We start from the raw sequence: 12,902 nt of genomic DNA, 5'->3' as shown, positions 1-12,902 counted from the left end.
CCTTCTTGAGTGAGAGGAGTTATCCGTCGAGGGCGCGCAGATGGTCGCGCAGCCCGATGCCGTACGACGTGGGGGTTCCGTCGTAACCGGAGATCAGGGCCGGGCCCGAGGAGCAGTCCCAGGTGTTCCAGGTCCAGCCGAGATAGGACAGGTCCCGGTCGTCGAACCACTTCATGACCCGGTCCACGAAGGAGTGCGAGCAGGTGTTCTCCCCGATCTCCCCTGCCACCAGCGGCACTTGGGCCGCGACCGGGGCGAGCGTGGAGTTCCAGCAGCTCTCGTTCGCGCAGGTGTTGAAGTTGTAGACGTGCCAGGCGGCGGCGAGATTGCCGGCCGGGTCGGTGGGCTTGTACGTCAGCCACTGACTCAGGTCGTTCGCGTACGCGAGCCCGCCCAGCAGGATCGGGTTGCCGGCGCCCGTGGCCCGTACGGCGTCGACGAGATCCTGCATGCCGGCGACCTCGTACCCGATGCCGGGACAGGTGCCGCCGTCGCGCCAGCACTGCCACGCCTGGGTGGTCGTGGACGTCGCGCGGTCCGGGTAGGGCTCGTTGAACAGGTCGAAGACGACGGTCGGGTCGTCCTTGAAGGTGCTCGCGACCGACGCCCAGAAGGCAGGCGCGTACTGCATGTCGGGCATCGGCTTCTGGCAGCTGGCGTGCACGTCGGAGCAGCCCGCCGAGTTGCCGGTGTACTGGCCCCAGGACCAGTGGAGTTCGAGCATCGGCGTCATGCCGTGCGCCTTCACCCGGGCCACCAGGTCCTTGACGGCGGCCATGTAGTTCGCTCCGCCGTACTCGGGCTTGATGTTGGACAGGCCCAGCCAGCACTCCTCGTTCAGCGGAATGCGGACCGTGTTGGCGTTCCAGTCGGCGATCGCCTCGACGGCGGCGTCGTCGACCGGGCCGTCCCAGATGCCGTAGCCCTGGACGCACATGAACTCGCCGCCGGAACGGTTGACGCCGAGCAGTCGACGGGTGGCGCCGTCGGCGTCCACGAACTTGTTCCCGGAGACGTGCAGGGCGGGCACGGTCCCGTCACCGGGGTCCGGCGGATCGGTCGGATCGGTCGGCGACGGCTCGGCGTCGACATTGCAGGTCGTGCCGTTGAGCTTGAACGCGGTCGGTACGCCGTTGTTCCCCGACCAGGACGCGATGAACCCGGCGCCGACGCTCGCACCGGTGCCGAGCGCACCGTTCCAGCTCTCATTGGTCGCGGTCGCCGTCGTACCGGACTGGGACCACTTGGCGCTCCAGCCCTGGGTGACCTTCTGGCCGCTCGCGAAGTCGAAGCTCAGGCTCCAACTGTTCACGGGCGCCGAGTTGTTGGTGATCTCCACCGCACCCTGGAAGCCGCTGTCCCACTGACCGGTGACGGAGTACTCCACCGTGCACGCGGGTGTGGCTCCTTGTGCCGTGACCACTGGCACCGTCACGGCCGCGACGAGGGCGACCGCGCCGGTGACGGCTAAAAGTACTGAACGCGGGGGGTGTCGCATGAGCGACTCCTTGCAGATCGGGCCCGCCGTGGCGGACGCGCCGACTGATGGAATCGCTCCCACTGGTGTCCATGAAGCTAGCGCCGAGTGACGGTAAAGGACAGAGGAGTTACTGACTTTCGCTCAACGGAATTCGTCGAATCTTTTCGACTCTTCAAGCACCTTGACCCCTTGCACCCTCATCTCCACTATGGGAGCGCTCCCACTGCTCCCACTGGTTCAAGCCTTGACTTCTCCGAGCCGCAAGGAGGAACCAGCACATGCATCCCCCACGCAGACGCAGCACCGTACGACGGTTGTGGACGGCCGTCGCAGCGGCCCTGGCGCTCCCCTTGACCATGCTGAGCACGGGTTCAACACCCGTTCAGGCAGCGGCAGTTCAGTGCAGTGTCGATTACCGGACAAACGACTGGGGCTCCGGCTTCACCGCGGATCTGACCCTCAGCAACCGCGGCACTGACGTCATCGACGGCTGGACGCTCACGTACGGCTACTCGGGCAACCAGAAGCTGAGCAACGGCTGGAACGGCACCTGGTCCCAGTCCGGTCAGTCGATCACCGTGAAGGACGCCGGCTACAACGGGCGGATCGCCGCCGGAGCGGCGGTCACGACGGGCGCGCAGTTCACCTACAGCGGCAGCAACACCGCCCCGGCGAACTTCGCGATCAACGGCACGAGTTGCACCGGCGCCCACCAGCCCCCCATCACCGTGCTGACCAGCCCGGCGGCGGGCGCGATCTACTCGCAGGGCGACGCGGTCCCGCTGGCGGCCACGGCCGCCGCCGCGGACGGCGCGACGATCAGCAAGGTCGAGTTCTACGACGACACCACACTGCTGGGCACGGACACGACGGCGCCGTACTCGCTCTCGGTCTCAAGCTTGGCCGTGGGCGGTCACTCGCTTCTCGCGAAGGGGTACGACAGCCTGGGCGCGTCCGCGGAGTCCACGCCGGTCGGCATCACGGTCGCCTCGGGTCCCGCCGTGGTGGCCGCGCCGGCCCAACTCCCGGTCCAGCAAGGCAAGACGGCGACGTACGACGTCAAGCTGTCGACCCGGCCGTCGGCCGATGTCACCGTCACAACCGCCCGCACGAGCGGCAACTCCGGCCTGTCGGTGACCGGCGGCGCCTCGCTCACCTTCACGCCCTCGAACTGGAGCACCGCCCAGAAGGTGACCGTCACCGCCGACGCCTCCGGGACCGGCGCGGCGACCTTCGAGTCGACGGCCAACGGGCACGCGAAGGCGTCGGTCACGGTCACCCAGATCGGGGCGACGAAGGCGTACGACGCCCGCTTCCTGGAGCTGTACGGGAAGATCACCAACCCGGCGAACGGCTACTTCTCGCCCGAGGGCATCCCCTACCACTCGGTCGAGACGCTGATCGTCGAGGCGCCGGACCACGGGCATGAGACCACGTCGGAGGCCTACAGCTACCTTCTCTGGCTGCAGGCGATGTACGGCAAGGTCACGGGCGACTGGTCCAAGTTCAACGGGGCCTGGGACATCATGGAGAAGTACATGATCCCGACCCACGCCGACCAGCCGACGAACTCCTTCTACAACGCCTCGAAGCCGGCGACGTACGCGCCCGAGCTGGACACCCCGAACGAGTACCCGGCACGGCTCGACTCGTCGGTCCCGGTCGGTTCCGACCCGATCGCGGGTGAGCTGAAGAGCGCCTACGGCACGGACGACGTCTACGGCATGCACTGGCTGCAGGACGTCGACAACGTCTACGGCTACGGCAACTCGCCGGGCAAGTGCGAGGCCGGGCCGAGCGACACCGGGCCGTCGTACCTCAACACCTTCCAGCGCGGAGCGCAGGAGTCGGTGTGGGAGACGGTGCCGCAGCCGACCTGCGACGCGTTCAAGTACGGGGGGACGAACGGGTACTTGGACCTGTTCACCGGGGACGCGTCGTACGCGAAGCAGTGGAAGTTCACCAACGCCCCGGACGCCGACGCCCGTGCGGTGCAGGCCGCGTACTGGGCCGACAAGTGGGCCGACGCGCAGGGCAAGGGCGGCGAGATCTCCGCGACCGTGGGCAAGGCCGCGAAGATGGGCGACTATCTGCGCTACGCCATGTACGACAAGTACTTCAAGAAGGTCGGCAACTGTGTGGGCGCTTCCTCCTGCCCGGCCGGCACCGGCAAGGACGCCTCGCACTATCTGCTCTCCTGGTACTACGCCTGGGGCGGCGCCACCGACACCTCGGCGGGCTGGGCCTGGCGCATCGGCTCCAGCCATGCGCACGGCGGCTACCAGAACCCGATGGCCGCGTACGCCTTGGCGAGCTACGCCGATCTGTTGCCCAAGTCGGCGACGGGGCAGGCGGACTGGGCCAAGTCCCTGGAGCGGCAGGTCGAGTTCTATCGCTGGCTGCAGTCCAGCGAGGGCGCGATCGCGGGCGGGGCGACGAACAGCTGGGCGGGGCGGTATGCGACGCCGCCGGCCGGGAAGTCCACGTTCTACGGCATGTACTACGACCAGCAGCCCGTCTATCACGACCCGCCGTCCAACCAGTGGTTCGGCTTCCAGGCGTGGTCGATGGAGCGGGTCGCCGAGTACTACCAGCAGACGGGGAACGCGTCCGCGAAGGCCGTGCTCGACAAGTGGGTCGACTGGGCGCTGTCCGAGACGACCGTCAATCCGGACGGCACGTACCGGATCCCGTCGACGCTCCAGTGGTCGGGGCAGCCCGACACCTGGAACGCGTCAAGTCCCGGTGCCAACACCGGACTTCATGTCACCGTCGCCGACTACACGAACGACGTCGGTGTGGCGGCCGCGTATGCCAAGACCCTGACGTACTACGCCGACCGGTCCGGTGACACGGGGGCCGCGACGACGGCGAAGGCTCTGCTGGACGGCATGTGGGACAACCATCAGGACGCGCTGGGCATCGCTGTTCCGGAGACGCGGGCCGACTACAACCGCTTCGACGACGGCGTCTACGTGCCGAGCGGGTGGAGCGGCAGGATGCCGAACGGTGACGCGATCAGCTCGTCGTCGACGTTCGACTCGATCCGGTCGTTCTACGAGGACGATCCGGCCTGGTCGAAGGTCGAGGCGTATCTCGCGGGCGGGGCGGCGCCGTCGTTCACGTATCACCGGTTCTGGGCTCAGGCGGACATTGCGTTGGCCATGGGTTCGTATGCGGAGTTGCTCGAGTAGCGGTTCGCAGAGCGATTGGGGGGCGCGGGAGTACGGCGACTATCGGCTGGTTGTGGCTGGTCGCGCAGTTCCCCGCGCCCCTTCAGGGACGCTGTCGCCACCCTCTTCGAAGAAGGGACCCCCGTGCCCCTGAACTCACTCCGCCACGGCGGTAAGGATCAGGGTGTCGATCGCGCCCGCCCTGAGCTCGATGTCGAGGTCGCCGCCCACGAAGGCGCCCACCCGGCGCTTGGTGACGACGGTGTCGCCCGGGTGCGGAGCGAAGAGGGCGCTGTTGGGCAACTTCCTTGTCCTTTCGTGGAGTTGGCGCCTGCCATCATCGTCGTGTGCGCCCGCGGATCAGGGAGGCGGCCGCCGCCGCCAGGGACATCGCGATGGCCAGGGAGAAGACCACGACGAGGCCGTCGTGGAAGGGCTGTGAGATCAGATGGGGGAAGAACTCCCGTCCGGTCAGGTGCGCGGCGTTGGCGGGCGGGAGTCCGCCGAGGATGTTGCCGCCCAGCAGGTGCTGGATGGGGTTGTAGCCGAGGAACGCGGCGAACAGGACGCCGACGGGCGGGAGCCCGGCGACGGTGTGCGCGGCCCCGGCCGGGACGCCCTGTGCGGTCAGCCCGGAGGTGAGCGTCTGCGGCAGGGAGCCGGAGAGTCCGGCGACCATGAGCGAGAAGAAGACGCCCATGGACAGGACCATGCCCGCGTTCTGGAAGGTGGCCCGCATCCCGGAGGCGGCGCCGCGCGCCTCGGCGGGGACGCTGGACATGATGATCGACGTGTTGGGGGCGGCGAACAGACCGCCGCCGAGGCCGTTGAGGAAGACCAGCAGCGCGAACAGCCCGTAGCCGAAGTCGGTGGGCAGGGCGAGCAGTCCGGCGAAGGAGGCGGCCATCACCACGAATCCTGCGGCGGCGAACGGCCGCGCACCGTACTTGTCCGACAGATACCCCGAGACCGGTCCGGCGACCAGGAAGCCGACCGTCAGCGGCAGCATGTAGATGCCGGCCCACAGCGGGGTGTCGGCGTAGTCGTAGCCGTGCAGCGGCAGCCAGATGCCCTGGAGCCAGATGATGAGCATGAACTGCAGGCCGCCGCGCGCGATGGCGCCGAGCAGCGCGGCGAGGTTGCCGCCCGCGAAGGCCGCGTCGCGGAAGAGCCGCAGCGGGAACATCGGTTCGGCGACCCGCTGTTGATGGTGGCGAGCAGCATGCCGAGGGTGGTGTTGGTCAGCGCCACCCACTTGTAGCGGGGGTGGTCGGCGCCGATCCAGGCGGTGCGTCCGCGCTGCCGGGCGGGGTGGGTGCCGGCCTTGCGGTTGGTCGTCTCCTCGGTGGCCATGGCCTGCTTTCTCTGCTGCGTTCCGGGACCGGGCCGTCCGCTTCGGTCGGGCCGTGTCAGCGCTGAAGGTCGCCGGGGCGGGCGGGCTCGTGCAGCATCCGCCGGACGAGCGGCACGGCCGTCTCCATGGCCGCGCCCAGCGCTGCTCGCTCGTCCTCGGAGAGGGTGGCCAGCAGGCTCACCAGCCGTGCCTCCCGCTCCCGTCTGCGCTCGGCCAGCACCTGCCGCCCGAGGTCCGTGACGGCGACCAGGGTGACCCGTCCGTCGTCGGGGTCGCTGACCCGCGTGGCCAGCCCCTGGCTCTCCAGCCGCTGCACGAGCTGGGTCATCGACGGCTGCGCGACACCTTCCGCCGCCGCGAGCGCGGTCAGCCGGACGGGGCCTTCCCGCTCCAGCCGCCCCAGTGTGGAGGCGGTCGTGAAGCTCATGCCCCGCCGGTCCACGAGGCTGCGGATCACGCTGCCCGCGACTTCGGCCAGTGCCTGGGCGATCTCTTCCGGCTCCATCCGCTCCATGTCCAAATTCATATCACGTGCCTATATAGTTTCCCTATTAAAAATTGGGTAAGAGAGGCGGCCACCCGGGGCAGCACGATGCCCGGGGTGACCGCCTTTTCACCTGGTCAGGGCGTATATACGGCGGGCCTGGGCGCTGTGGCCATGCCGTTGCCGAGGAAGAAGCTCGGGTGCGGGGGCTGGTTGTAGGCGGTGTTCTGCCATGCAAGGCCCGTGCGGTACATCGTGTCGTGGAGCAGGGTCGTGATCTTCGTGTTCGTCTCGTACGGCGTCGAGTAGATCCGCAGCGCCGTGTTGCCGCTGGTGCGCCAGACGACCTCCTCGCGCCAGTCGCCGAGGATGTCGCCCGAGAGCACGGGTGTGGCCTTGGTGCCGTTGTTGGAGGAGACACCGGAGCCGGTCAGCAGGCGGGTGTCGGACGCCGTGCCGTACTTGTCGATGTGGGTGCCGTCGAGGAGTTCGCGGACGGTGTCGCCGTCCCACCAGGACAGGAAGTTGGCGGAGGACGGCTCGCGGCCCTTGGTGGCGCCCGCCTCGTCGCGGACCGAGGAGTCGGAGGCGGACCACATCTCGGCGCCGTCGTTGCCGGCCCAGATGTCCCCGGCGACTCCGCGACCGTTGTCGCAGCAGGCGGCGAGGGACCAGTTCACCGTGCCGTTGGCCGGGTTGATGTACAGCTCGGCGGGCTGGGCAGTCGACTCCGAGACCTTGAAGTACTCAAGTCCCGCGTGCGAGGGGTCGAGGTCGCCGAGGTGCTGGGCGTCCCCGTGCCCGGTCTTCGTGGTCCACAGGCCGTTGCCGTTGTCGTCGACGGCCATCGCGCCGTAGACGATCTCGTCCTTGCCGTCGCCGTCCACGTCCCCGACGGACAGGCTGTGCGAACCCTGGCCGTCGAACCCCTTGCCGGTGTTGGTGGAGGAGTTGGTGTCGAAGGTCCGGCGGCGGGTGAAGGCACCGCCCCGCCAGTCCCAGGCGGCGATGACCGTACGGGTGTAATAGCCGCGGGCCATGATGAGCGAGGGTCGGGAGCCGTCCAAGTAGGCGGTACCGGCGAGGAATCGGTCGACGCGGTTGCCGTACGAGTCGCCCCAGGACGAGACCGTGCCCCGGGCCGGGACGTAGTCCACGGTCCCCATCGCCTTGCCGGTCTGCCCGTTGAACATGGTCAGGTACTCGGGTCCGGAGAGGACGTATCCGCTCGAATTCCGGTGGTCGACGGACGAGTTGCCGATCACGGCCCCCGTCCCGTCGACCGTGCCGTCGGCCGTCTTCATGGCGATCTCGGCCTTGCCGTCGCCGTCGTAGTCGTACACCTGGAACTGCGTGTAGTGCGCGCCGGAGCGGATGTTGCGGCCCAGGTCGATGCGCCACAGCCGGGTGCCGTCAAGCTTGATGCCGTCGACGATCGTGTTGCCGGTGTAGCCGGACTGGGAGTTGTCCTTGGCGTTGGTGGGTTGCCACTTCAGGACGAAGTCGAGGGCGCCGTCGCCGTCGAGATCGCCGACCGAGGCGTCGTTGGCCTCGTAGGTGTACGCGACTCCGTCGGGGGTCGTGCCGACGACGGGCGGGCTGATGGGGACGTCCTTGTAGCCCGGGCGGAACTGGACGGCGTGCACGGAGTCGGCCTGCTCGACGCCGCCCACGACGGCGCGGACGGTGTAGTCGGCCTGTTCGGGGGCGCCGGAATGGAAGTAGTTCGTGGAGCCGGTGACCGGGGTCGAGTTGACCTTTGTGCCAGCCCGATAGACGTTGAAGGAGACGTCGTTCGGGTCGGTGCCGAGCCAGCGCCAGCTAACCAGGTTTCCGCTCGCGGTGTGGACGCTGACCACACCCCGGTCGAGCTTCTCGACCTGCCGGGCGGTGGCGGCCTCGGCTGTTCCGGCGCCGTTCAGAGTGGTGAGTCCGGCGGCGATCAGGGCGGCGGTGGCGAGGGTCGCTGCGAGGGCGGCCCGGCGTCTACGGTGCTTGCGCGGGTGCTGCACGTGACGTACCTCCTCGGGAGGACGGACGGGTTCCGTTCCCTAAGTCGCCGCCGTGCGTGCGTAAGTTGCCGCGTTCGTCGGCCAGTTGGGCCGCGCTGCGGGCGGGCGCCGCCCGGGCCGGGCGGCGAAATCGTCGGCGAGCGCCCCGCCGGCCGCCAGGCGGCACATGACGAACCAGCCTCGGCGCAGGTCCGCCACCGTCCGGCGAGGACTGCGGCCCTGACCGTGACCGGTGAAACGGGCCCCGCCTGCCGGGACCAGGCAGCGGGGCGAGCGCGTACAACTACGCGACGACGCCCGCCAGTTGGACCGCCCTCCGGGCGAACATCACCCGGGCTTACGAAACGCCCGCAGCGTGAACACCGGGTCCGGCCGAGGACGGTCCTGATCCGGAAGCTCCGCCAGACGGGCCGCGAAACCGTCCGCGAGCGCACCGCCGGGCGGCACCGTGACGAACCAGCCCCGGCGCAGATCCGCCACCGTCCGGCGAGGACTGCGGCCCTGACCGTGACCGGTGAAACGGGCCCCGCCTAGCGGGACCAGGCAGCGGGGCGAGCGCGTACAACTACGCGACGACGCCCGCCAGTTGGACCGCCCTCCGGGCGAACATCACCCGGGCTTACGAAACGCCCGCAGCGTGAACACCGGGTCCGGCCGAGGACGGTCCTGATCCGGAAGCTCCGCCAGACGGGCCGCGAAACCGTCCGCGAGCGCACCGCCGGGCGGCACCGTGACGAACCAGCCCCGGCGCAGGTCCGCCACCGTCCGGCGGGGGCTGCGGCCCTGACCGTGACCGGTGAAACGGGTACCGCCCACCGGGACCAGGCCGTGGGAGAGGGCGTGCGACTCGACGAGCGCCGCCGTGTCCCGGGCCGGGCGGCGTGGGCGGGTGGCCATCACGGCATCGATGTCACTGCCCACGTTGTGGGCGGCGGCCTTGTCGACCGTGGTGACGTAGAACCCGCCGGGCCTCAGTACCCGGGCGCACTCGCCGACGATGGTCCGCACGTCCTCGGTGCACTGCGCGAGATGCAGCAGCCACACGCTGCTGACCGCGTCGAACCGGCCGTGCGGGAACGGCAGCCGGCGGCCGTCGGCGAGCACCACCGCGCCGGGCATGCGGGCGGCGGCCTGCCGGGCCATCGCGGGCGCGAGGTCGACGCCGGTCACGCACAGGCCGTCCCGCCCCGCGGCGAGCCGCCGCGTCACGATGCCGGTGCCGCAGGCGACGTCGAGCAGCCGCCGGGTGCCGTCCGGCAGAAAGCCCAGCACGGCCTGCGCGGCGGCCGCCGCCCGGGGCTCGCCGCCGCGCGAGGCGTCGTACCGCTCCGCTTCCTTGTCGTAGTCCAGCACGTGCGTCACTGTGCCCCGTGGCCGGGGGCGAGCTCCTCGATCCTGCGGGCTAGGGTGAAGTCCCGCTTGGTGACGGCGCCCACGGTGTGGGTGTTCACGGTGAGCGACACCGTGTTGTAGCCCAGGGTGAGGTCGGTGTGGTGGTCGAGCTCCTCCTGGACCTGGGCGATGTGCACGACCATCGCCGTGGCCGCGAAGTGCGAGGGGAGCCGGTAGGAGCGGGCGATGCGGTCGCCTTCCTGCGACCAGCCCGGCAGCTCCGCCAGCCGGTCCTCGATCTCCTTCTGCGACAGCGGTTCAAGGGGCATGGCCTCGCTCCTTCCTGCGCGGGAGGGCTACGGGATGGTTCGTCTTCAGCCTGCCACAGGCCGGGCGCGACGGCCCTGGTCAGACGCATGCCCCATGGTCAGCGGCGCACACTTTCGGCCGCCGGGTCGTCGGCGAGCGCGGCGATCCACTGCGCCCGCCGACTAGTACCCGGTGAGGTGACCGTGGGTGACCGTGGGTGATCTGGGCGGCACGCGCGGCACGGGCGGCCAGGGTGAAGGCCCACACGGGCGCGGTACACGGTCCCCCCACCAGGGACGACGCCCCAGCCCGGCCATTCCACCCGCTCCTCGACTACGGTCGTATTCATGACCATCGTCCCGTCCGGCAACGCCCAGCCCGTCATCGCCCCCTCCGGCCAGGGCGTCGGCCCGTTGCTGCGGGCCTGGCGGGAGCAACGGCGGGTCAGCCAGCTGGAGTTGGCGCTGCGGGCCGACTCCTCGGCACGGCACATCAGCTTCATCGAGACGGGCCGCTCCCGGCCCAGCGAGGAGATGGTGCTGCGGCTGGCCGAACACCTGGACGTGCCGGTGCGCGAGCGCAACGCGCTGCTGCTGGCCGCCGGCTACGCCCCGCGCTACCCGGAGACCCCCCTCGACGACCCGGCACTGGACGCGCTGCGCGCCGGCATGGAACAGCTGATCCAGGGCTACGAGCCGTACCCGGCGCTCGTGGTGGACGCGATGTACAACGTGCACGCGGCCAACCGGGGCATCCTCATGCTCCTCGACGACATCCCCGAGCACCTCCTTCAGCCCCCGCTCAACGCGATGCGCCTGACCCTGCACCCGGAGGGCCTCGCGCCGCGCATCCGCAACCTGCGCGAGTGGCGCGGCCATCTCCTCTCCCAGATGGAACGGCAGATCGCCCTGCACCGCTCCGAACCGCTGCGCGCGCTGTACGAGGAGGTCGCCGCGTACCCGGTGCCCGAGGAGACGCCGGGCTCGGAACCGGACGAGCCCGTCCCGTACTTCGCGCTGCCGATGCAGATCGAGCACGAGGGCCGCGTGCTGTCCTTCATCTCCTCCATCTCCACCTTCAACACGCCCATGGACGTGACCGTCGCCGAGCTGGCCATCGAGACACTGCTCCCGGCCGACCCGGCGACGGTCAAGTACCTTCAGTCGCTGCTGCCCTGACGAGCCTTCAGGGCGATCATCTGGACGATCGCGAACCCGGCGACCACCAGCGCCTGCAGAACCGTCCAGACGGCACCCGCCGCGGACGGCGACAACCAAAACGTGAGGGCGACGAGACTCAGCACCACCCAGGCGAGATTGGCCTCGATCACGCCACGCACCGGGAGGGCGGCGGGGCGGGGGCGGGAGGCAAGCGCGCCGACGGCAGCGGCGTACGCCACGAGGATCCCGCCGAGGGCCAGCAGCAGCCCCGAGTCGACACCGAGCAGACGCCCGAGCGGGCCGGACGCGACGAGATAGGCGAGCCCGTTCGCCCCGGTCACCACCGCGTCCAGGGCCAGGAAGCGGCGCAGCAGGGTCTGCGGGTCGGAGGTCCGGGCGAGCGAGGCGAGCGAGGTGGCGGACATGGTCGATCACCCTCCGTCGAGGTCGAGGTCGAGGTCGAGTTGCGATGCGGCCGGACCCGGGTTCCGGACCGGAGTGCGCCGGCCCGGAACCCGGTGACTCAAAGGTCTCGCGGAGAAGCGGGCCGGTCGATTACCCGCGGGGTAATGGCAACCCCCATGGGGAACCGGAACGTGGCACACTGCTCGACGTACTTCCGGCGCGTAGGGGAGGCGTGGCGTGAGTGAGCGGCGGCCCGCGCCCACCGTGGGCCAGGTGGTGCTCGGCAAACGCTTGCAGGAACTGCGAGAGGCGTCCGGGCTGGGACGCGACGAGGCCGCGCAGGTCCTGCGCGTGACCGCGGCGACGATACGCCGCATGGAGACGGCCGAGGTCGCCCTGAAGATCCCGTACGTGCAGGTGCTCCTGGAGACGTACGGCGTCCCGGACGACGAGGCGGCCGCGTTCGTCTCGCTGACCGAGGAGGCCAACCAGCCGGGCTGGTGGCAGCGGTTCCACGACGTGCTGCCGGACTGGTTCAGTCTGTATGTGAGCCTGGAGGGCGCGGCGCGGATCATCCGGTCCTACGAGCCGCACTTCGTGCCCGGCCTGCTCCAGACCGAGGAGTACGCCCGTGCCGTGATGCGGGCCGGGACGATCGGGCAGACCGGGCCGGAGACCGTGGAGCGGCATGTGTCCCTGCGCATGGAGCGCCAGCGGCTGCTGGAGCGCCCGGACCCGCCCCACCTGTGGGTGATCATGGACGAGACGGTGCTGCGGCGCCCGGTGAGCGGTGGTGGCGTGGTGATGCGCGACCAGGTGGACAGGCTTCTGGAGTTCGCCGAGCGCGACCGTGTCACGCTCCAGATCGCCGAGTTCGCCTTCGGCCCGCACCCGGGGACGTACGCGCCCTTCACCCTGTTCCGCTTCGGAGAGCCGGAGCTGCCCGACATGGTCTACACGGAGTATCTGAGCGGCGCCCTGTATCTGGACTCCCGCACGGAGGTCGCCGCGCATCTGGAGGTCCTGGACCACATGTCGACGGCTGCCGCGTCGGCGGAGCGCACGAAGAAGATCCTGCGGGAGTACCGCGAGACCTGTTGAGTACCGCCAGACCCGTTGAGTCCCGCGAGACCCGTTGAGGCACAGCACCGACAGAGCACCATCAGAGCACCACCAAGGCGATCGAGCCCCGA

At 69.8% G+C, this 12,902-nt stretch carries 10 protein-coding genes and 2 pseudogenes; 3 read left to right on the top strand and 9 right to left on the bottom strand.

The genetic code is table 11. From position 1 onward, the window contains the following. Positions 1-19: 19 nt before the first annotated feature. Positions 20-1,498: a cellulase family glycosylhydrolase gene (locus tag OG254_RS41170; protein ID WP_405592534.1), complete on the bottom strand. Its 1,479-nt coding sequence runs from the start codon at positions 1,496-1,498 to the stop codon at positions 20-22. Between the two features lie 260 nt (positions 1,499-1,758). Between OG254_RS41170 and OG254_RS41165 the strand changes: the two genes are divergently transcribed. Next, positions 1,759-4,674 carry a glycoside hydrolase family 48 protein gene (locus tag OG254_RS41165; protein WP_405592532.1) on the top strand — a complete coding sequence of 972 codons (2,916 nt, stop codon included), beginning with the start codon at positions 1,759-1,761 and terminating at the stop codon, positions 4,672-4,674. A gap of 135 nt (positions 4,675-4,809) precedes the next feature. Here OG254_RS41165 and OG254_RS41160 read toward each other — a convergent pair whose 3' ends face one another. The 7 genes and pseudogenes from OG254_RS41160 to OG254_RS41130 form a co-directional block, all read right to left on the bottom strand. Continuing rightward, complete coding sequence (locus tag OG254_RS41160) at positions 4,810-4,956, bottom strand: hypothetical protein (protein WP_405592530.1); 147 nt, start codon at positions 4,954-4,956, stop codon at positions 4,810-4,812. A 43-nt stretch (positions 4,957-4,999) separates the two neighbouring features. After that, positions 5,000-5,860: pseudogene (locus OG254_RS41155) on the bottom strand (MFS transporter); the annotation flags it as partial. Positions 5,861-6,062: 202 nt separating this feature from the next. Continuing rightward, positions 6,063-6,521 carry a MarR family winged helix-turn-helix transcriptional regulator gene (locus tag OG254_RS41150; protein ID WP_405592528.1) on the bottom strand — a complete coding sequence of 153 codons (459 nt, stop codon included), beginning with the start codon at positions 6,519-6,521 and terminating at the stop codon, positions 6,063-6,065. Between the two features lie 107 nt (positions 6,522-6,628). Beyond that, positions 6,629-8,503, bottom strand: a complete 1,875-nt coding sequence (locus OG254_RS41145; protein WP_405592526.1) for a rhamnogalacturonan lyase — start codon at positions 8,501-8,503, stop codon at positions 6,629-6,631. Positions 8,504-8,830: 327 nt separating this feature from the next. Further along, positions 8,831-9,046: pseudogene (locus OG254_RS41140) on the bottom strand (SAM-dependent methyltransferase); the annotation flags it as partial. A gap of 66 nt (positions 9,047-9,112) precedes the next feature. Further along, a complete protein-coding gene (locus OG254_RS41135) occupies positions 9,113-9,856 on the bottom strand; it encodes a class I SAM-dependent methyltransferase (RefSeq protein ID WP_405592524.1) in 744 nt (247 codons plus the stop codon). Positions 9,857-9,861: 5 nt separating this feature from the next. Next, the gene (locus OG254_RS41130) at positions 9,862-10,164 is read right to left on the bottom strand and encodes a 4a-hydroxytetrahydrobiopterin dehydratase (protein ID WP_147995934.1); all 303 of its coding nucleotides are present in this window, start codon (positions 10,162-10,164) and stop codon (positions 9,862-9,864) included. A gap of 327 nt (positions 10,165-10,491) precedes the next feature. Between OG254_RS41130 and OG254_RS41125 the strand changes: the two genes are divergently transcribed. Continuing rightward, a complete protein-coding gene (locus tag OG254_RS41125; RefSeq protein WP_405592522.1) occupies positions 10,492-11,322 on the top strand; it encodes a helix-turn-helix domain-containing protein in 831 nt (276 codons plus the stop codon). On the opposite strand, the gene OG254_RS41120 is transcribed toward OG254_RS41125, so the two are convergent. Beyond that, positions 11,304-11,729 (bottom strand): hypothetical protein, encoded by a 426-nt coding sequence (locus OG254_RS41120; RefSeq protein WP_405592520.1) that lies wholly within the window; start codon positions 11,727-11,729, stop codon positions 11,304-11,306. The genes OG254_RS41125 and OG254_RS41120 overlap by 19 nt on opposite strands. Positions 11,730-11,946: 217 nt before the next feature. Here OG254_RS41120 and OG254_RS41115 point away from each other — a divergent pair, with 217 nt between their 5' ends. Next, positions 11,947-12,810 (top strand): helix-turn-helix domain-containing protein, encoded by an 864-nt coding sequence (locus tag OG254_RS41115; protein ID WP_405592518.1) that lies wholly within the window; start codon positions 11,947-11,949, stop codon positions 12,808-12,810. Positions 12,811-12,902: the final 92 nt, after the last annotated feature.

Origin of the sequence: Streptomyces sp. NBC_01092 (genome assembly GCF_045039535.1) — a bacterium.
Classification (GTDB): Bacteria; Actinomycetota; Actinomycetes; order Streptomycetales; family Streptomycetaceae; genus Streptomyces.
This window is presented reverse-complemented; position numbering and strand designations above follow the sequence as displayed.